Source organism: Arthrobacter sp. 2MCAF15, assembly GCF_052115605.1.
Classification (GTDB): Bacteria; Actinomycetota; Actinomycetes; order Actinomycetales; family Micrococcaceae; genus Arthrobacter.
This window is the reverse complement of sequence record NZ_JBFRGZ010000003.1, coordinates 182,934-202,515: the sequence shown is the minus strand read 5'-3', so window position 1 is coordinate 202,515 and position 19,582 is coordinate 182,934. Positions and strand designations below refer to the sequence as shown.

The window sequence follows — 19,582 nt, the reverse complement described above, 5'->3', positions numbered from 1 at the left end:
CCTAGCCGATTCCGGGGATGAGGGCGATGACGAGGTCAATGATCTTGATGCCGATGAACGGCGCCACAAGGCCGCCGAGGCCGTAGATCAGCAGGTTCCGGCCGAGGGCCTTGTTGGCCGAAACCGGGCGGTATTTCACGCCGCGGAGCGCCAGGGGCACCAGCGCGATGATGATGAGGGCGTTGAAGACCACGGCGGAGAGGATCGCCGAGGACGGCGAGGCCAGGCCCATGATGTTCAGTAGCCCCAGCCCGGGGAATACCCCGGTGAACAGGGCCGGGACAATTGCGAAGTACTTCGCGACGTCGTTCGCCACCGAAAATGTGGTGAGGGCACCGCGGGTGATGAGCAGCTGCTTGCCGATCCCGACGACGTCGATCAGTTTGGTCGGATCGGAGTCGAGGTCCACCATGTTGGCTGCTTCCTTGGCCGCGGGGGTGCCCGAGTTCATCGCGACGCCGACGTCCGCCGCCGCGAGGGCCGGGGCGTCGTTGGTGCCGTCACCAGTCATGGCGACCAGGCGGCCCTGGGACTGTTCCCGGTTGATGACCGCGAGCTTGTCTTCCGGCGTCGCCTCGGCCAGGAAATCGTCCACCCCGGCCTCGGCGGCGATGGTGGCGGCCGTAATGGCGTTGTCTCCGGTAATCATGACGGTCCGGATCCCCATCTTCCGCAGCTCGGCGAAACGTGCGTGCATGCCTGGCTTGACGACGTCGGCCAGGTGGATCGCGCCAAGGACTTCCGCGCCGTCGGAGCCGGCCTGGGCCACGAGCAGCGGGGTGCCGCCCTGCGCCGCGATGGCGTCGACGTGCCGGAGCATGTCGGCCGGCGTGGATCCGCCGTGGTCTGCCACAAAGGCCGACACTGCCGACGCAGCGCCTTTGCGGATCTGCCGGCCATCGGTGTCCAGACCGCTCATGCGGGTGCTCGCGCTGAACTCGACCACTTCGAAGTCTCCTGCGCGCGCCTGCAGTTGCGCGAGGCTGGGTCCGGCCAGCCCGCGGCTGGCGGCGAGGTCGGTGATCGAGCGGCCCTCCGGTGTTTCATCGGCCAGGCTGGACAGCCAGGCCGCCTCGGCAAGGGCGGCGGGTTCCGTGCCGTCCGCCGGGAGGAAGTCAACGGCCCGGCGGTTGCCGAAGGTGATGGTCCCGGTCTTGTCGAGCAGGAGGGTGGTGATGTCGCCGGCGGTTTCCACCGCCCGGCCGGAGGTTGCCAGCACGTTGTGCTGCACCAGCCGGTCCATGCCGGCGATGCCGATGGCCGGGACCAGGGCCCCGATGGTGGTCGGGATCAGGCAGACGAGGAGAGCCACCAGCACGATCGGCGACGGCGTGGCCCCGGCGAGGGACGCGAATGGCGCGAGCGACATGGTCACGGCCAGGAAGACGATGGTGAGCGAGACCAGCAACACGTGCAGGGCGATCTCATTCGGGGTCTTCTGGCGTACCGCGCCTTCCACGAGCTTGATCATCCGGTCCACGAATGTCTCGCCGGGGGCGGCGGTGATCCGGATGAGGATCCGGTCCGAGAGGACCCTGGTTCCGCCGGTCACGGACGACCTGTCGCCGCCGGATTCGCGGATCACGGGCGCGGATTCGCCCGTGATCGTGGATTCGTCCACACTGGCGACGCCGTCGATGATTTCACCGTCGGAGGGGATGACGTCGCCCGCCTCGCAGACCACCACGTCACCGACCCGCAGCTCCGTGCCCGGGACATCCTTGAAGGACCCGGCTGCCTGCCGGAGCCGCGCCATGACGCCTTCCCGGCTGGCGCGCAGGCTGTCGGCCTGTGCCTTGCCGCGGCCTTCGGCGATGGCCTCGGAGAGCGTGCCGAACAGCACCGTGAGCCACAGCCAGACGGTGACGGCGACGCTGAACACGGAGGGACGGAACACGCAGATGATGGTGCAGAGCAGCGCCCCGGCCTCGACGACGAACATGACCGGGGAGTGGACCATCTGCCGCGGGGCAAGCTTCTTCAGGGCCAGCGGCAGGGCCGTGGCCACGCTGGCCGCGGTCAGTTTCGCCGGGGCCTTGGTGTGGTGCTTGTGCTCGCCCGGGGTGCCGAGCGGGTTGCCGTCAACCATCGTGGCGGCGGTTTTCGAGGGGGCCGGGGTCATTGGAGGAGTCCTTCTGCGAGGGGGCCAAGTGCCAGCGCCGGGAAGTAGCTCAGTGCTGTCAGGATGACGGTGACGCCGAGCAGCAGGGCGGCGAACAGCGGTCCGTGGGTTGGCACGGTGCCGGAGGAAACGGGGACTTTGCCCTGCCGGGCCAGCGAGCCGGCAAGGGCCAGGACCAGCGCGATCGGCAGGAAGCGGCCCAGCAGCATAGCCACGCCCAGCAGGGATGAAAGGTATGGGCCGGAGCTGGTAATCCCGCCGAACGCGGAGCCGTTGTTGTTGGCCCCGGATGTGAAGGCGTACAGCACTTCGCTGAACTGATGCGGTCCGGAGGCCGGGGCATTGGCCATGACGTCAGGCAGCAGCACCGTGACTCCGGCGAGGGCGAGCACCAGCAGCGGGGTGACCAGGATGTACATGGCGGCAAGCGTCATTTCCGTGGGCCCGATCTTCTTGCCCAGGTATTCGGGGGTCCGCCCCACCATCAGGCCCGCTATGAACACCGAAATGATCGCGAGGACCAGGATGCCGTACAACCCCGAGCCGGTCCCGCCGGGGGCAACTTCGCCAAGCATCATGTTCACCATGGCCATACCGCCGGCCAGCGGGGGCAACGAATCGTGGGCGACGTTGACGGCGCCGGTGGAGGTCAGGGTGGTCGACGCTGCGAAGATCGCGCTCGGAGCGCCGCCGAAACGCTGTTCGAAGCCTTCGCCCAGCCCGCCCGCGGCAGCGGTGGCGGCACCCTGTGCCCCGGCGACCGCCCAGCCGGTCATCGCCGTCGACACGAGCCACAGCGTGCCCATGACGGCGACCACCGTGAAGCCTTGGCGGCGGTCGCCGACCATGCGGCCGAACGTGTACGGCAGCGCCGACGGGATGAGCATGAGCAGGAACACCTGGAACAGGCTGATGACGGCGTTGGGGTTTTCGAAGGGGTGGGCGGAGTTGGCGTTGAAGTAGCCGCCGCCGTTGGTTCCCAGGATCTTGATGGCTTCCTGGGAGGCCACGGGGCCGCCGGGAATGAGCTGGGAAACACCGGTGGCCTGGTTGGTGACCTCGGTTGGCCAGAAGTTCTGGACCACGCCGCCGAGGACCATCAGGATGGCCGCCACGAATGCCAGGGGCAGCAGGACCCGGAAAGTGGTCCGGGCGAGGTCCACCCAGAAGTTCCCCAGGCGGTCGGTGCGGGTCCTGGCGATGCCGCGGATGAGGGCGACCGCGACGACCATGCCGACGGCGGCGGAGAGGAAGTTCTGCACGGCCAGCAGCGCCATCTGCACGAAAATGCCGACGGTCGTTTCGGGGACGTACGCCTGCCAGTTGGTGTTGGTGACAAAGGAGATGGCGGTGTTCATGGCCACCCACGGGTCGACGCCGGGCAGGGCCCCGGCCCCGGGCAGGACGGCCTGGGCGCGCTGGAGCCCGAAGATGGCCAGGATCGACACGGCCGAAAAGACCAGGACGCTGCGCAGGTACACGGACCATGTCTGTTCGGTGCCTGCGTCGACACCGGACAGGCGGTAAAGGATCCGCTCCGCCCGGGTGGACGTGGTGGATTCATAGACGCGGGCAAGGTAGAGGCCCAGCGGTTTGTGGGCGGCGGCCAGGGCAAGGACCAGGGCCCCGAGCTGGAGGAGGAAGGAGGCGGTGTTGAACGTCATGCCCGGCTCACCACTTCCCGGGTTGGATCAGGGCTGCCACCAGGTAGCCGAGCAGGCCCAGCCCGGCGAGCAGCAGTGCCAGCCACATGAGTGCGTCGGCGTTCACTGCCGTCCCTCCCGACGTTCGCCGGTCCCGCCGACCATTCGGGGGAGCAGTTGCCCTATCCACATCACGAACCCCATGGAAGCCATGAAGATCCCGATCACAGCCATGTCGGCCATTGCGCGTTCCTTTCCTCGGTACCCCGCTGCGGGGGACAGCACCAGTCAAACCCCGCCAAAGGCGCGAAGCGCCGGTTTTAACGCTTCCTTGATGGTTATGGCCCGGATCTTGACGCGGCCTTAGCGCTGCCCCGCCGCGGGCCGGGGCATACCCGAACCCCGGCCCGGACGGGCCCCGCGCAGCCGCGTTAAGCAGCCGCGTTAAGGAAGCATCAGGATTGCCCGCCGGAGGGCTGCAGAGGTTGCGGGCGCTGGTACTGTCCCGGATGGAAGCGGTGCTGTGCGCCGCGTGGAAAGGACATCATGACCACCCTCAGCCGGCCCCCGGCAGACCCGTCGGCGCCGAGGCCCGGCGCAGGAGAGCACTTCAGGAACTGGCTGCTTTTCGGCCTCCAGGATGCCAAGGGAATCCATCAGGGTCCCGGGGCCGTGAGTGACAGCCACCTTAAAAAGCACACGTGGTGGCAGGTCATGTGCCTCACCGGCGTGGACTACTTCTCCACCCTGGGCTACCAGCCCGCCATCGCCGCGCTCGCGGCCGGTGTGATTTCGCCGCTGGCCACCCTGGTGCTGGTCGCCGTGACCCTGCTGGGCGCACTTCCGGTGTACCGCCGGGTGGCCGGGGAAAGTCCGCGCGGTGAAGGCTCGATCGCCATGCTGGAGCGGCTGTTGCCGCGCTGGGGCGGGAAACTGCTGGTCCTGGTGCTCCTCGGGTTCGCCGCCACGGACTTCATGATCACCATGACGCTCTCCGCCGCCGACGCGACGGCGCACGCGATTGAGAACCCGTTCGCCCCCGCCTGGATGCAGGGCCAAAACGTCGCGGTGACGCTGTTCCTGCTGGCGCTGCTGGCAGCGGTGTTCCTGCGCGGCTTCAAGGAAGCGATCGGCGTCGCCGTCGTCCTAGTCGGCATCTACCTGGGCCTGAATGTCGTTGTCGTGATCACGACCCTCTTCGAAACGTTCACCCATCCCGTTGCCGTGGATGACTGGTGGGTGGCTCTGACCACCCAGCACGGCAGCCCGCTGATGGTCGTGGGGATCGCGCTGCTGGTGTTCCCGAAACTGGCCCTGGGCCTCTCGGGGTTCGAGACCGGCGTCGCCGTCATGCCGCAAATCCGCGGCCGCGCCACGGACACCGAGGAGAACCCCGCGGGCCGGATCCAGGGCGCCCGCCGCCTGCTGACCACGGCCGCCGTCATCATGAGCGCATTCCTTGTCACCACGAGCTTCACCACGGTGGTGCTCATCCCGGCGCAGGACTTCCAGCCGGGCGGCCCGGCGAACGGGCGTGCCTTGGCATACCTCGCCCACGAATACCTCGGCAACGGCTTCGGCACCGTCTATGACCTGAGCACCATTGCGATCCTGTGGTTCGCCGGCGCTTCCGCCATGGCCGGGCTCCTGAACCTCGTGCCGCGCTACCTGCCCAGGTACGGCATGGCCCCTTCATGGGCCCGCGCCGTGCGGCCGCTGGTCCTGGTCTTCACGCTCGTGGGGTTCATGATCACCTGGCTGTTCGACGCCGACGTCGACGCCCAGGGCGGCGCCTATGCCACCGGCGTCCTGGTCCTGATGACCTCGGCGGCGGTCGCGGTGACCTTGTCCGCGCGGAGCCGGCGGCAGCGCAAGCGCAGCATCGGGTTCGGCGTCATCGCCGTCGTGTTCATCTACACCACGGTGGCCAACATCTTCGAGCGGCCCGAAGGCATCCGGATCGCAGCGTTCTTCATCCTCGGGATCATCGTGATCTCGCTGCTTTCGCGCCTCCGGCGCTCCTTCGAGCTCCACGCCACGCACGTGCGGATGGATACGCCGGCCCTGGAATTCCTGGCCGCCAACGAGACCGGACCCATCGCGATCATCGCCCACGAGCCGCTGCGGCTCACCGCCGAGGCGTACAGGGACAAGCTCACCTCCGCCATCGAGGTCAGCCATCTCCCGGTGGATTTCCAGGCGCTGTTCCTCGAAGTCGTGGTGGATGACTCCTCGGACTTCGAGACCGCACTCGAGGTCCGCGGGGTGGTCCGGCACGGGTACCAGATCCTGGAGGTCCACGGGCCCGTGGTGCCGAACACGATCGCCTCCGTGCTGCTGCACATCCGCGACGTCACCGGCCTGATGCCGCACATCTACTTCCGCTGGACCGAGGGAAACCCGTTCACCAACCTCCTGCGGTTCCTGGCCTTCGGCGAGGGCGAGATCGCCCCGGTGACCCGGGAAGTCCTGCGCGAGGCCGAACCGGACGTCACACGCCGCCCCTGGGTCCACGTCGGCTGACCCCGCCGCAGGCACCGGGACACAGAGCCCGGGAACACCAGCGCCCGGGAACGCACAGGCGAGGGAACACAAACGCCCCTCCGGAGGAGTCCTCCGGAGGGGCGTTGTGGTCTTCGGGGAAAGTGTCCCGGCCGGGCGGCCGGGGCAAATCCTGAGTACTTAGAGCGGGCGGATGTTCTCAGCCTGCGGGCCCTTCGGGCCCTGCGTGACGTCGAATTCAACCTTCTGGTTCTCGTCCAGCGAGCGGTAGCCGCTGGTGGCGATTGCCGAGTAGTGGGCGAAAACGTCGGCCGACCCGTCATCCGGGGCAATGAAGCCAAAACCCTTTTCGGCGTTGAACCATTTAACTGTGCCTGTAGCCATGCCTTTATCCTTCTGAAATGCTGCTGATCTCCGGCGGCCATAAGGCCAACGGCTGCGGAGACATTCGTCCGCTGTCCCCAACGTACGGTGCGACGGGCCGCGGTGCAAGGGTCTAATGCGGGTCTTCGTCTCGGTAGTTTGCATTAGTCATGCCGAAGCCGAGGCTTCGAACAGCGCAATCAGGTCCCGGCTGATCTGGTACGGCGAAGTCTCGCTGGGGCTGTGGCCGCCGCGGTAGACCGCTATCCGTGCCCCGATCGACTGCGCGAAGTGGCGGTGCAGTGGCAGGGGCCAGAGGTCATGTTCGCCGACGGCGACGAACTTCGGCACCGTCGCCGCGGACAGGACCCGGCGCAGATCCGGGGTGTTCTTCATGAGGCCGATGATGTCCACCACCGAGGAGCGGCGCGTGAACGCGAACCGGCTTCTCACAAACCGCAGCCGCTGGGGCGCCACCCTGGCCACATTGCTCCGGATGCCCCAAATCATCAGGGCGGTGCCGACCTTGCTGTTGACCAAGCCGCTGAACCAGCCGATGAACCGCAGCCCGCGGAAACACTGCCCGGGCTCCGGCGGGCAACTGATCAGGGTCAGGCTCAGGAACTTCTCCGGCCGTTGCCTGAAGGCCAGTTGGGCGACGGTTGCGGCGAAGGAGTAGCCCACGACGTGCGCCGAGCCTTCCGCGGCGTCCAGCATGGCCAGAAGGTCGTCGCGGAAGAGCTCGTAGTCGTAGCGGCACCGCGGTGGAACGAGGTTTTCGGGCCCGGCCCGGGCGGATTCATACTGCCCGGCGCTGTCGCAGCTGAGCGCAAAATAGCCGGCGGCGGCGAGTTCGGGCAGCATCAGGACGAAGTCTTCCTTGGAACCGGTTGCGCCCGGGATGAGCACGACGCGCGGATTCCCGGGATCTCCGGTGGCAATGGTCGCCAGGGTGCCGCTGGGCGCCTCGAACTCCCCTCGCACCACGCCGTCGGGGAGGAGGGACCAGTCGAAGTCGGGCAATGCGGCGTCCCGGCGGGCGGCATCATCCACCAGCCCCGAACCGAAACGCTCTGGCTCTGGGCGGGGCGTGCCGTGTGCGTTGCTGCCAGCAGACACCATGAACCTAACATAGCCCCTTCGTCGGGTCAGCCGGCCAGGCTGCCGGCGGTTGCCGCGGGGAGCGGGGCGTCCACATGCCGCACCGTTCCGGCGGATCCGTCCACGGTCACCCTCTGGCCGGTCCGCAGCCGGGTGGTCGCGTCCGGCACCCCCACGACGGCCGGGATGCCGTATTCGCGGGCCACCACGGCGCCGTGCGAGATCACCCCGCCCATTTCCATCACCAGGGCGCCGGCGGTCATGAACAGCGGTGTCCAGCCCGGGTCGGTGGAGGGTGCCACAAGGATTTCCCCGGGCTCGAGGCGGGCTCCCACCGGATCCAGGATGACCCGGACCGTTCCGGTGGCGGTGCCTGCCGACGCCGGTGTCCCGGTGAGGGCGCCGGAAGCGGGGGACTTGGCCATGACGGCGGCCTCCACGTCGGTTCCGTCGGAGAGCAGGAGCCGGGGAATCCGGCGTCGGCGCAGTTCGACGTCGTAGAGCCGGCGGCGGTCCGTGACGATGCCCTGGAGATTGGCGCCCCGCAAACCCACGCGGACCTCGTCGGCTTCCAGGAAATACACATCGTCCGCGGCGGCGATCGCACCGGAGCGGGCCAGTTCGGTGCCGATCGCGTTGAACTGGCGGTGCATCTCCGCCAGCGCGAGGACGATGTAGAACTTGGGCAGTTCGCGCAGCCCGGACAACTGCCGGGTCCTGTGCAGGCAGAATTCCACCAACCGGGCGCGGAAATGGCTCCGGGCCCGGGTCCTTTCCACAAGGGTGCGGATCCTGGCCTCGGCATGTTCCTCGGCGCGGGCGAACTGCCGGTCGGGTGCCTGCTCGGGGTCCTCCACGTGCAGGTAGTTCGAGAGCATGCCGAGGATATGGTCCGGTTTCTCCGACCACCGCGGCATGCCGAGGTCGATCTCCGCCACGGCGCGGTGGCCGTAGCGCTCCAGGAACCCGTGCAGCCCAGTCTGTGCCACCCCGGGCAGCGTGCCGGCCGCGTACATGGCGGCGAGCTCTTTCGGGCCGTGGGCCAGGAACGCCTCACGGGACGCATCATTCGAGCGGATCGTGACGGCCAGCTGCCAGAGTTCAAGATCCATCTCGGTGGTGACGTTGTTGGGCAGCCCCCGCAGCACAGCCTCGAGTTCCCTCGGTTCGGCGATGCCGCGCAGCAGCCGGCGGGCTCCGGCCAGCAGGAGGTAGCCCACGGACGGGCCGGGCAGCGTCGCCGTGATCAGCCCGTCCACGGTTTGGTCCAGGATGCGCTGGGTGTGGTCGAGCCGGCCGAAGGCGGTGGCCGGCTCGGGCAGGGCAAGCTCGGCTGCGAGGTGCTTTCCGTAATCGAAGGCGTGGCGCAGTTCGGCGGCCGGCCGCACGGCGGCCCTCACCATGGATGGAACCAGCCGGACCGTCAGGCCCAGGCCCCCCAGAGCGCTGGGTCCGCGCGCTGCGGGGCTGCTTGTTCCCGGCTTTCGGAGTGTCCGGCTTGCGGCTGCGCCGGGACGTGCCCGCCTCGGCCGCCGCTCGCGCACGCCGAACCGCGGATCCTCCAGGAGCGCCGGGAAAACCGCGCCCGACCTCCCGTCAGCGAGCGGGAGTATCCGCAGCAGGTAGCGGCGGCCGTACTTGCTGCGCACCATGGCCGTCACGTCCACGTACATGCGCAGTCCCGGGTTGACGTACTGCCATGGCCCGTTGCGGTTCCGCATGGAGCCCAGCGCGGAGAGCCCCATGGGGGTCAGCGGCCGGGTCAGACCCTGGAGCAGGCTGCCGCACAGGTACACGCGGGGTTCGACGGCGGCCCCTGACTCGGCGCCGAGGGGTTCCGCGGCCGCCGGGTCCGGCAGCGGATACAGCGTGGTGATGGGCCGCGACTGTGTCACCCAGATTTTGCCCGCGCCGTCAATCACCCATTCCACATCCTGGGGTGCGCCGAACAGCCGCTGGATGGTCTCGCCGAGCGCCGTGAGTTCGCGGATCCGGGCGTCGTCCAGGCTCGGACGCCGCCTTCCTGCGGTCCCATGCGGTGAGCGGAGCAGGACGCGTCCGGTGGCCGTGTCCGTTACGAAATGGTCCGGGTTCACGCTGCCGGAGACCACCGCCAGGCCCGGACCGGCGCTCGCATCGATGACCGTTTCGGTCCGCGTTCCCGTCACGGGGTTGGCCGTGAACAGCACGCCGGCGCTGGTGGCGCCGATGTAGTCCTGGACGACGACGGCGAGCCCGGCGTCGCGGTGGCTGATCCCGTTCGCGGAGCGGTAAGCCACGGCCCGTTCGGTCCAGAGTGAGGCCCAGCAGCGCCGGGCCGACTCGACCACGGCGTCGGCCCCGGAGATGTTGAGGAAGGAATCCTGTTGCCCGGCGAAGCTGGCGAAAGGCAGGTCCTCGGCAGTGGCGGAGGACCTGACCGCCACGGTGGCCCTGCGGCCCAGTCCGGCATACGCGGCGCGGAGGGCGGCGTCGACATCGGCGGGAATCGGCGCGGTCACGATCATTTCCCGAGCCTGCCTGGCGAGTTCGCCCAGATCGGTTCCGGGGTCCAAGCCCGTGTGGCCGGGGCTGCCATTTTCTGGTGATTGCGGTGCTTCCTGCTGTGCGGCGTCCAGGCGGGCGGCCAGTGCGTCCAGTTCTGCCGGGGCGGCCTTCCGGTAGGCGGCCGTGGTGAGGCAGAAGCCGCGCGGCACCGGGAATGCGGCCGCCGTGAGCCTGCCGAGGTTCAGGGCCTTGCCGCCCACGAGCGGCAGGGGAGCGGATCCCAGTTCGCTAAGATCCACGACGAGGCTTTCCGGTGCCCTGCCCTCTGCAGAACCCATATCCCTGCTCCCACGTCCCGTCCGCATGCCTAGGCCGCGTATTTCAAGCCATGTCAATTAGCCAAGTTAGCCAAGATTCCAGGCCACGGCCGGTCCGGTCCCCGGTCGCGTGTCCGGTGCGGCGCCTGTTCGGCCTCCGGGCCGGCGCGGCCACCTGTACCGGCGATACTGCAGGCCTACTGGCCGGCGTCGTCCCCGCCGGTGTCCTCCCACATGACATCGAGGTTGCGGAAGACCGGCGGCCCGTCGCACAGGGCGGCCATCTTCGCGGCGAACTCGGAGGTCTCGGGCCGGTTGGAGTTCTCCATGGCCGACTCGTAGGACTCGAATTCAACGATCGTGAGGTAGGTGCCGGGGCGGTCGCGGTCCGCGGTAGCAAAGATGCGGCCGAACGTGGGGGCCGTGCTTCCCTCCGTCCTGGAGGGCCGGCCGAGTTCTTCAATCTCCTCGATGCGGGAGGTCTGAAATTCGATGATCTGCACAAACCTGGCCATGACGGCTCCTCGACGGCGGCGGATGCTGATGCGCTTCACGCTAGACCCTCGTCCTTGACCGTGCAAGGGCGGGCGCAAGGGCAGGTGGAAGAGGCACCTGTAAGGCAGGGACAAGCGGCGGCGCAGCAACCGGCGCCGCCGCCGTCGAGGGTCCTGCTACGGGGTCAGCAGTACCTTGATGGCGCGCCTCTCGTCCATGGCGCGGTAGGCCTCGGGCGCCTCTTCAAGGGGCATGACCGAGTCGAATACCCGGCCCGGGTTGATGGTGCCGTCCAGCACGTCCGCCAGCAGTTCCGGGATGTAGGTCCGGGCCGGGGCCATGCCGCCGCCGATCGAGATGTTCGTGTCGAACAGGAAGCGCAGCGGGGCCTCGGCGCCGCCGGTGGGGACGCCCACAAAGCCCAGGGCGCCGCCGGGACGGACGCTGTGCAGGGCCTGCTCCATGGATTCCTTGGTCCCCACGCACTCCAGCACCGAGTCGGCCAGGACGCCGCCGAGCAGTTCGCGGACCTTGGCGACGCCTTCGTCCCCGCGTTCGGCGACGATGTCCGTTGCCCCGAATTCGCGGGCGATCGCCTGGCGGTCGGCGTGCCGCGACATGGCGATGATCCGCTCCGCGCCGAGGCGCTTGGCGGCGAGCACGCCGCAGAGCCCGACGGCGCCGTCGCCCACCACGACGACCGTGCGGCCCGGGCCGGCCTTGGCGGCGAGGGCCGCGTGGTGGCCGGTGGCCATGACGTCAGAGAGCGTGAGCAGGCTGGCGCGGAGGGCATCGTCCGGATCGGTGACGCCCGGGACCTTGACCAGCGTGGACTCGGCGAGCGGCACGCGGACGGCCTGGCCCTGGGCGCCGTCGATCGCCAGGCCGGTGTCATCCGTGCCGCCCCAGCCGGCCAAGTGGTCGCAGGCGACCGTGACGCCGTCCAGGCACTGGGGGCACGCGCCGCAGCTGACCACGAAGGGAGCGATCACGAGGTCGCCCACGGCAAGGTCTGTGATGTCCTCGCCGATGCTTTCAACCGTCCCGATGAACTCGTGCCCGATCGCCGACGGCTTGTGGGTCGGCTTGACCCCGCGGTACGGCCACAGATCCGAGCCGCAGACGCAGGCGGCGGTGACCTTAACGACGACGTCGGTGGGCAGCTGGATGGTGGGGTAGTCGCGGTCTTCGACTCGGATGTCGCCGGGACCGTGGATGATGGTGGCGCGCATGGGTGCTCCTCGCATTGTGGTGGATGGGCTGGGAACGAGTTTAGTCCTCCCTGCCCGGCTGGCCATGTCGAGCCCTGCCTGCGTCCCCGGCGGAGGACGGCGCTAGCGCATGCCCTCGCGGCGGATCGCGGTGGCGATCGCCGCGGCCCGGGTTTCCACTCCGAGCTTGGCGTAAATGTGCGCCAGGTGCGTCTTCACGGTGGCCTCGGAGATAAACAGCCGCTGGCCGAGCTCACGGTTGCTGAGGCCTTCGATCAGCAGGCTCAGCAGCTCCGCTTCGCGCGGCGTCAGGATCTCGTCCGGGTTCCGCAACTGCTGGAAGAGCCTCGATGCCACCGGGGCGCTCATCACACTTTTGCCCTGGACCGCCCCGCGGATCGCGGCGAAGATCTCCTCCGGCGCGGCATCCTTGAGCAGGTAGCCCATGGCGCCGGCGTCGACGGCTCGGACAATGTCAGCGTCCGAATCGTACGTGGTGAACACCAGCACGGCCTGCGTGCTGGTGCGGCGGCGCAGCTGCTTGATGGCCTCGATGCCGTCCATGCCCGGCCCCATGGCGAGGTCCATCACCACCACGGCCGGTCTGAGCTGTTCCACCTGGACCAGCGCCTCCTCGCCGGAAGCTGCCTCGGCCACCACCTGGATATCGGGCTGCGTTCCCAGCAGTGCCCTGAGCCCGCTGCGGACTACCAGATGGTCGTCCACCAACAGCACGGTAATCGGACTCACTGTTCCTCCGCTGCAGGCAGTTGCGCGGCCACGATTGTCCCAACGCCTGGGGTGCTTTCCACCGAGAATACGCCGCCCAGTTGCTCCACCCGCTGGCGCATGGCCCGGAGCCCGTAGCCTCCGGCGTCCGACGGCGGTGCCAGCGACTGCGGGTCGAAGCCGGCGCCGTCGTCGTAAACATCCAGGGTGACGGCGCCGGGCAGGAAGCCCAGCGTCACTGTGGCGTTGGCCGCCGCCGCGTGGAGCTTGGTGTTGGCCGCGGCGCTCTGGACCACGCGGAGCAGCGCGTGCCGGACGTCCGCGGGAACAGGGCGCGGCTCGCCCGTGACCAGCAGGCGCGCGCCCGGGACGTACTGGGACGCCGCCTGAAGCAGGGCATCGGGCAGCGGCGCCGTGTCCAGCCCGGGGGAGGCGAGCTCGTGGACCAGGCTGCGGGTGTCCGCCAGGTTCCGGCGTAGCATTCCGCTGGCATTCAGGACGTCCGAGCGTGCCGCAGGGCTGGGCCATGACCTGGTCGCGGCTTCCAAAAGCAGCAGGCTGCTTGCCAGGCCCTGCGTCACGGTGTCGTGGATTTCCCGGGAGACCCGCTCGCGCTCCTCGATGGTGCCGGCCCGGCGCTCGCTGGCGGCCAGCCGGACCTGGGCCAGCGACACCTCGGCGTGCAGCCGGCGCTGCTCGGCGGTGTCCTGCTCGATCCGGTCGTAGATCAGCGTCAGCATGACGCCGACGGCCAGCGGTCCCAGGAGCATGGCAATATCGCTGCCGCCGCTGAGCCGGAACAGCCCGACTGCGGTGGCCGCCGCCGTCGCGCCGCCCGCCAGATAGGCCACGGGGCCGCTGAAGGCGGTCCGGCACAGGAAGAACAGCGCGAACGAGCACCATGCGAAGCTAGGCGCCGCGATCACCAGCACCGCCCACAGCGCCACCAGGACGAACATCCACACCGCCCACGGCCGGCGCCGCTGCGAGAGTACGGCGATCACGGCGTACAGCGAACACACCGCCGCGGCGAGGGCCAGCACCCACAGATTGTCCGCGGGGCTGTGCCGCATCACGTAACGGACCGCCGAGGCCACCAGCAGGACGGCAAAGCCAAGATGGACGACGGCGTCAATCCGGCCCAGCGGCCCGCTTCCGGCAGCGGTGTTGTGCGGGACTGGCGCGGGGCCCGGTGCGGGGAGGGCTGGCGGAGAGGAAGTCATGGGGTCCGGTTCGGGTGGGGGAGTGCTACCCACCATGCTAGGCGGGCCTGCCGTTCCTGGTCTCTCATCCATTCGGCTGATACGCCCAGCCCGATGGGGGAGGCCGCCACAGACTAACGCCCGATGCTCTGCCAAGGTTCCGGGCGGAAGGATGGATTTCAGGCCCGGGGCACGAACCCGGGCAGTCCCAGAACCTGATTCCAAGGAGTACCCGTGAAGTTGTCCAGGAAAGTCACCGCATCCGCTGCTGTGGGAGCGCTGCTCCTGACGGGCGGGCTGACGGCCGCGGCCAACGCCGGCACCTCAGCCGTTGCTCCTGCGGAGGCGGCCGCGCCCGTCGCCGCTGGTCCCGCCGCAGCTCCCGCCGTCGACATCCAGCCGGTTCCCGAAACCGTGGTTGCCCAGAACCGGATCAGCGTCGGCGCCTCCGCGGACGCGGTCAAGGCCGCGCTGGCCAAGTGCCAGGCGGACAAGCTGCCGTTCGTCACGGTGGCTGTGGTGGACAGGTTCGGGACCGTGCAGGCCTTGCTCCGCGGCGAGAACGCTGCCCTGCACACCATTGAAGCGGCGCAGCAGAAGGCCTACACGGCTGCAGCGTTCGGCACGCCCACCAGCGAACTTGCCAAGCGCATTAACGGCAACGGACCCAGCATCGCGGACCTCCCCGGCACACTCTTCCTGGCCGGCGGAGTCCCGCTCAAGGTCAACGGGGTCTCCGTGGCCGGGATCGGCGTGGGTGGCGCCCCGGACGGCATGCTGGACGAAGCGTGCGCAACGGCCGGTGCCCAGACGATCGCCGCCAGGACCTCGAAGTAGGCTCCGGGTTCATGAAGCGGTTCCGGACATGGCGGCGGGTGCGGCAGGCATCCGTGGCATTCATCGCACCGGCAGTCCTGGCCGCCTGCCTGGCATCCTGCCGGCCAGGCGGAGATCCCGGCCCGCTGGAGCCACCGCCGTCGTCAAGCTCCTCAACAGTGGCGGCCACCGCCTCGGCGCCTGCTGCGCCGTCGGCAAGTCCACCAACGGTGGCGGCGTCGGCCACCAGTCCCGCTTTGTCCGCTGAGGCGCAAGCTGACCTCGACCAGCGGCTGATCCGGGCCACAAAAGCCAACGATGTCAGCGCTGTGGCGGAGCTCATCCGGGCCGGGGGCAACGTCAACGCCAAGGACGCCCTCCAGGACTCGGCGTTCCTCTACGCGGGAGCGGAGGGGTTCAACGAGGTGCTCCGGCTGGCCTTGGCCGCCGGCGCGGACGTGCGGAGCACCAACCGCTACGGGGGAACGGCGCTGATTCCGGCGAGTGAACACGGCTACGTGGAGACCGTACGGATCCTGATAGCTGCGGGCGTGCCCGTGGACCACGTCAACAACTTGGGCTGGACCGCCATGCAGGAAGCCATCCTGCTCAACAACGGCGGGCCAGCCCAGCAGGAGGTGGTGCGCCAGCTCCTGGACGCCGGCGCGGACCCCGGCGTCCGCGACCCCCAGGGCCGCACAGCCCTGGAGAACGCGGAACGGCTGGGGTTCGGGGCCATCGCGAAGCTGATCCGGGAGCGGGACCAGCCGCGGTGACGGTGCCGAACTTCCGCACCTTTGCGACCCGGGGCCGCCCGGCGACGCGGAACGCGCCGGTGGAGTGCGTCAAAGGTGGGGAGATTCGGCGGCGCCTTGGTGTCCGCGCCGGTTAGACGGCTTCGAGCACGCTGACGTAGTTCGCGATGCCCACGCCGCCCATGTTCTGCACCGCGGCCCGGCGCGGGTTGGCCAGCTGCATGGCTCCGGCGGTGCCGGTGAGCTGCATGGCGGCGATGACGTGCTGGGAGACGCCGGTGGCGCCGACGGGGTGGCCCTTGGCCTTGAGCCCGCCGGAGACGTTGACCGGCAGCTTGCCGTCCTTGAAGACCCAGCCCTCCTCCAGAGCCCGGGCACCCTGGCCGCGTTCGGTCAGTCCCATGGCCTCATACATCAGCAGTTCGGCGATGGTGAAGCAGTCGTGGACTTCCGCGAAGTCGAGGTCCTCCAGCCCGACGCCGGCCATCCCCAGGGCCCGCTGCCAGGAGGCGCGGGTGGCGGCGAATTCGGTGGGGTCCCGGCGCTCGGCCGGGAAGAAGTCGTTCGCCTGGCCGAAGCCGGCGAGCCGCACCGGGGCGGTAGTGCCGCCGGTGGGGGCAACGCTGAGGACGACGGCGGCGGCGCCGTCGGACACGGGGGAGCAGTCGGTGCGGCGCAGCGGATCGGCCACCATCGGGTTCTTGTCCGAGACGGTGCGGCAGAATTCCTCACCGAGGTCCTTGCGGAGCTGGGCGTAGGGGTTGTCGACGCCGTTGCGGTGGTTCTTCGCCGCGATGGTGCCCAGGACGTCGCCGAGGGAGCCGTCGCCGGGACTGCCAGCGCCGTAGCGTTTCCCGTAGTGCTTGGCGACCTCGGCGAAGAGTCCGGTGAACCCCGTGGTGGAGGCCTTGCCGGCCATGTCGTAGTCCGCGCCGAGCAGCGCCGCGCCCACAACGTCGGCCCCGGCCTGGGTCATCTTTTCGGCACCGATCACCAGGACGGTCCGGGCGGTGCCGGCCAGCAGGGACTTGGTGCCCTGCTGGAACGCGGCCGAGCCGGAGGCGCAGGCGTTCTCGACCCGGGTGGACGGGACGTTGGCCAGCTGCTCCGAGACCTGGAGCGCGAGGGAGGAGGGGAAGGCCAGCGGCATCATGCCGGAGTTGAACTGGCCCAGGTAGATCTCGTCGATCTGGCCCGGCTCGATCCCGGCGTTGCCGATCGCCTCCGTGGCGACCTGCACGATCAGGGATTCCAGGGTCTCATCCGTGAGTTTGCCGAAGCGGCTGTGTCCCCAGCCGGTGAGCAGGACGTCCTTGCCGAACTGTTCCTTCAGGCTCATGCCGTGGCTCCTTCGAATGCTGTTGTCTCTTCGGTTACTTCAAGTGCTTCGAGGGCGACGTCGAAGTCCGCCTCGGTCTTTTCCCGGATCTCTTCGACGGTGACGCCGGGCGCCAGCCGGGTCAGCGTGAGCTGCCGGCCGCCGTCAGGGATCCTATCGAGGTCGAAGACCGCGAGGTCGCTGATGATGCGGTCCACGCAGCTCAGGCCGGTGAGCGGCAGCGTGCATTCGGTGACGATCTTGGCGGTGCCGTCCTTGGCGTTGTGCTCGGTGAGCACCACGACGCGCGGGGTGCCGGCCACCAGGTCCATGGCGCCGCCCATGCCCTTGACCATCTTGCCGGGGATGGTCCAGTTGGCGAGGTCGCCGTCCCCGGAGACCTGCATGGCGCCCAGGATCGCGACCTTCACGTGGCCGCCGCGGATCATGCCGAAGGAGGTTGCGGAGTCGAAGATGCTGCCGCCGGGCAGGACCGTGACGGTCTGTTTGCCGGCGTTGATGAGGTCCGCGTCTTCCTCGCCCTCGAAGGGGAACGGGCCCATGCCGAGCAGCCCGTTTTCGCTCTGCAGGACAACGCGGACGCCGTCGGGCAGGTTGTTGGCCACCAGCGTGGGGATGCCGATGCCAAGGTTGACGTAGTCGCCGTCGTTCAGTTCTTCGGCCGCGATTGCGGCCATTTCATCTCGGGTCCAAGCCATGGTGGTTCTCCTAAAACGTGGGGGTGGGGGCGGCGCTCAGGCCCGGTTAGACGGCGACGGCGGATGCGGCGTGCGCCGCTTCTGCTGCCGCTTCGGGGCGGGCGCGGACGGTCCGCTGCTCGATGTCCTTGGCGCGGGCGCTGGCCTGGACGAGGCGCTGGACGAACACGCCGGGGGTGATGATGTGGTTCGGGTCCAGCTGGCCGGGCTCGAGAATCACCTCGGCCTCGGCGACCGTCACCGCGCCGGCCGTCGCCACCACCGGGTTGAAGTTCTGCGCGGTGTAGCGGTAGATCAGGTTGCCGTCGGTGTCGGCCGTGTGTGCGTGGACCAGCGCGACGTCGGCCTTGATGGCGCGTTCCAGGACGAACGTCTCGCCGTCGAACTCCGCGAGCGGCTTGCCTTCGGCGACGAGGGTGCCCACGCCGGTCTTGGTGTAGAAGGCCGGGATGCCGGCGCCGCCGGCGCGCAGCCGCTCGGCGAGGGTGCCCTGCGGGGTGAACTCCACCTCCAGCTGGCCGGCGAGGTACTGCTCGGCGAAGAGCTTGTTTTCCCCGACATAGGACGCGATCACCTTGCGGACCTGGCCGCCTTCGATCAGTATGCCGAGGCCTTTGCCGTCCACGCCCATGTTGTTGGAGACGACCGTCAGGTCCTTCACCCCGGAGTCCCGCACCGCCTCGATCAGGTCAGCGGGGATCCCGCTGAGGCCGAAACCGCCGACGGCGAGCGTCATGCCGTCCCGCAGGACGTCCTGCAGCGCGGCCGCTGCCCCGGATTTCACCTTTGACATTGCATCTCCTCATTGAGCTCTTCTTGATTCCACTTGGCCCCACGTTGCAATCCACTTTGTGGACTCCATGTCTGATGAAGGAGCCTATGGTGTGTCGCGGACCACTGTCAATGCGAAAAATTCCCGCAAAATGGCGGAGTTTTACAGTGTGGACGCTATACTTGCGAGTATCCACTATGTGGATACTCACACGATGAGTTCCCCGAAATGACGTGAGGCCAGAAATGAATGCGACACCGATCCAGGGCGCCCAGGTGGTCAGCCGGGCAGCAAGCCTGCTGCGCCTGGTCGGCCGGAAACCCGAGGGCTGCCCGCTGGTGGAGCTCGTGCGCGAATCTGGACTGACCCGCCCCACGGTGCACCGCCTGCTGAGCTCCCTGGCGGCCGAGGGCCTGCTGGACCAGGATCCGGGCAGCGGCAACTGGGTCCTGGGCCCGGAGATCCTGCTGCTGGGGTCCGTGGCCTCGGCGCGCTTCCCCCTGGAAGAGATCGCAAGGCCGAGCCTTCGCCGCCTCGCCGAGGAGACCGGCGAGAGCGCGTTCTTCTCCATCCGCCGCGGCAACGAGACGGTGTGCCTGCTCCGGGAGGAAGGCAGCTTCCCGGTCCGATCCTTCGTACTGCACGAGGGCGTCCGGTTTCCGCTGGGCGTCGCCTCCGCCGGCACCGCCATCATGGCGTTCCTGCCGGCCGAAGAGCAGGAAGAACTGCTCGGGAACTGGGCAGCCCACGCCGGCAGCTTTGCGGCCGCGCACACCGAAGCGCTCGTCAGGGAGAACCTGGAAGCGACGCGGCAGGCCGGATATTCGGTCAACCCCGGACTGGTCCTGGAAGGCAGCTGGGGGATGGGCGCGGCGGTGTTCAACCAGCGCGGGCTTCCGGCCTGGGCGCTCTCGCTGACCGGGATCGAGCCGCGCTTCCGGGAAGACCGGCGCCCGCATCTGGGGCGGCTGCTCATGGACGAGGCCCACCGCATCTCGACGCTGCTGCAGGGCTAGCGGTCAGCGGGAGC

At 68.9% G+C, this 19,582-nt stretch carries 17 protein-coding genes; 4 read left to right on the top strand and 13 right to left on the bottom strand.

Annotated elements, in window-relative coordinates; all coding sequences use genetic code 11:
* Position 1 precedes the first annotated feature (1 nt).
* From kdpB to AB4089_RS04565, 3 genes are read right to left on the bottom strand one after another with little or no spacing between them, the layout of a single operon-like run.
* Positions 2–2,122 carry a potassium-transporting ATPase subunit KdpB gene (kdpB, locus tag AB4089_RS04575; protein WP_441408114.1) on the bottom strand — a complete coding sequence of 707 codons (2,121 nt, stop codon included), beginning with the start codon at positions 2,120–2,122 and terminating at the stop codon, positions 2–4.
* Positions 2,119–3,786: a potassium-transporting ATPase subunit KdpA gene (kdpA, locus tag AB4089_RS04570; RefSeq protein WP_441408113.1), complete on the bottom strand. Its 1,668-nt coding sequence runs from the start codon at positions 3,784–3,786 to the stop codon at positions 2,119–2,121. Before kdpA ends, kdpB begins: the two co-directional genes overlap by 4 nt.
* 7 nt (positions 3,787–3,793) lie before the next feature.
* Positions 3,794–3,892, bottom strand: coding sequence for a potassium-transporting ATPase subunit F (locus tag AB4089_RS04565; protein WP_441408112.1), 99 nt, complete (start codon positions 3,890–3,892; stop codon positions 3,794–3,796).
* 419 nt (positions 3,893–4,311) lie between these two features.
* Between AB4089_RS04565 and AB4089_RS04560 the strand changes: the two genes are divergently transcribed.
* Positions 4,312–6,288 (top strand): amino acid transporter, encoded by a 1,977-nt coding sequence (locus AB4089_RS04560; protein WP_441408111.1) that lies wholly within the window; start codon positions 4,312–4,314, stop codon positions 6,286–6,288.
* Positions 6,289–6,447: 159 nt separating this feature from the next.
* Here the strand turns inward: AB4089_RS04560 and AB4089_RS04555 are convergent, their stop codons facing one another.
* From AB4089_RS04555 to AB4089_RS04525, 7 genes are all read right to left on the bottom strand, one after another.
* Positions 6,448–6,651 (bottom strand): cold-shock protein, encoded by a 204-nt coding sequence (locus tag AB4089_RS04555; protein ID WP_009357211.1) that lies wholly within the window; start codon positions 6,649–6,651, stop codon positions 6,448–6,450.
* 147 nt (positions 6,652–6,798) lie between these two features.
* Positions 6,799–7,752 carry an alpha/beta fold hydrolase gene (locus AB4089_RS04550; RefSeq protein ID WP_441408110.1) on the bottom strand — a complete coding sequence of 318 codons (954 nt, stop codon included), beginning with the start codon at positions 7,750–7,752 and terminating at the stop codon, positions 6,799–6,801.
* Between the two features lie 26 nt (positions 7,753–7,778).
* Positions 7,779–10,556, bottom strand: coding sequence for a PEP/pyruvate-binding domain-containing protein (locus tag AB4089_RS04545; RefSeq protein WP_441408109.1), 2,778 nt, complete (start codon positions 10,554–10,556; stop codon positions 7,779–7,781).
* Positions 10,557–10,732: 176 nt separating this feature from the next.
* Entirely contained in the window at positions 10,733–11,089 is a 357-nt protein-coding gene (locus AB4089_RS04540) for a hypothetical protein (protein WP_441408108.1), read from the bottom strand.
* Positions 11,090–11,206: 117 nt separating this feature from the next.
* Positions 11,207–12,262 carry a zinc-dependent alcohol dehydrogenase family protein gene (locus tag AB4089_RS04535; RefSeq protein WP_441408107.1) on the bottom strand — a complete coding sequence of 352 codons (1,056 nt, stop codon included), beginning with the start codon at positions 12,260–12,262 and terminating at the stop codon, positions 11,207–11,209.
* Positions 12,263–12,364: 102 nt separating this feature from the next.
* Entirely contained in the window at positions 12,365–12,991 is a 627-nt protein-coding gene (locus AB4089_RS04530) for a response regulator (RefSeq protein ID WP_441408106.1), read from the bottom strand.
* The gene (locus tag AB4089_RS04525) at positions 12,988–14,193 is read right to left on the bottom strand and encodes a sensor histidine kinase (RefSeq protein WP_441408105.1); all 1,206 of its coding nucleotides are present in this window, start codon (positions 14,191–14,193) and stop codon (positions 12,988–12,990) included. The genes AB4089_RS04530 and AB4089_RS04525 overlap by 4 nt, the downstream gene beginning before the upstream one ends.
* Positions 14,194–14,406: 213 nt before the next feature.
* Here AB4089_RS04525 and AB4089_RS04520 point away from each other — a divergent pair, with 213 nt between their 5' ends.
* Together AB4089_RS04520 and AB4089_RS04515 are read left to right on the top strand one after the other, a co-directional pair.
* The gene (locus tag AB4089_RS04520) at positions 14,407–15,009 is read left to right on the top strand and encodes a GlcG/HbpS family heme-binding protein (protein WP_441408104.1); all 603 of its coding nucleotides are present in this window, start codon (positions 14,407–14,409) and stop codon (positions 15,007–15,009) included.
* 11 nt (positions 15,010–15,020) lie between these two features.
* Complete coding sequence (locus AB4089_RS04515; protein ID WP_441408103.1) at positions 15,021–15,764, top strand: ankyrin repeat domain-containing protein; 744 nt, start codon at positions 15,021–15,023, stop codon at positions 15,762–15,764.
* A 112-nt stretch (positions 15,765–15,876) separates the two neighbouring features.
* Here AB4089_RS04515 and AB4089_RS04510 read toward each other — a convergent pair whose 3' ends face one another.
* The 3 genes from AB4089_RS04510 to AB4089_RS04500 are packed head-to-tail and all read right to left on the bottom strand — an operon-like array spanning position 15,877 to position 18,573.
* Entirely contained in the window at positions 15,877–17,082 is a 1,206-nt protein-coding gene (locus AB4089_RS04510) for an acetyl-CoA acetyltransferase (protein WP_441408102.1), read from the bottom strand.
* Positions 17,079–17,780, bottom strand: coding sequence for a CoA transferase subunit B (locus AB4089_RS04505; RefSeq protein WP_441408101.1), 702 nt, complete (start codon positions 17,778–17,780; stop codon positions 17,079–17,081). Before AB4089_RS04505 ends, AB4089_RS04510 begins: the two co-directional genes overlap by 4 nt.
* A 46-nt stretch (positions 17,781–17,826) precedes the next feature.
* The gene (locus tag AB4089_RS04500; RefSeq protein WP_441408100.1) at positions 17,827–18,573 is read right to left on the bottom strand and encodes a CoA transferase subunit A; all 747 of its coding nucleotides are present in this window, start codon (positions 18,571–18,573) and stop codon (positions 17,827–17,829) included.
* 224 nt (positions 18,574–18,797) lie between these two features.
* Between AB4089_RS04500 and AB4089_RS04495 the strand changes: the two genes are divergently transcribed.
* On the top strand, positions 18,798–19,568 hold the full coding sequence (locus tag AB4089_RS04495; RefSeq protein ID WP_441408099.1) for an IclR family transcriptional regulator: 771 nt from the start codon (positions 18,798–18,800) through the stop codon (positions 19,566–19,568).
* Positions 19,569–19,582: the final 14 nt, after the last annotated feature.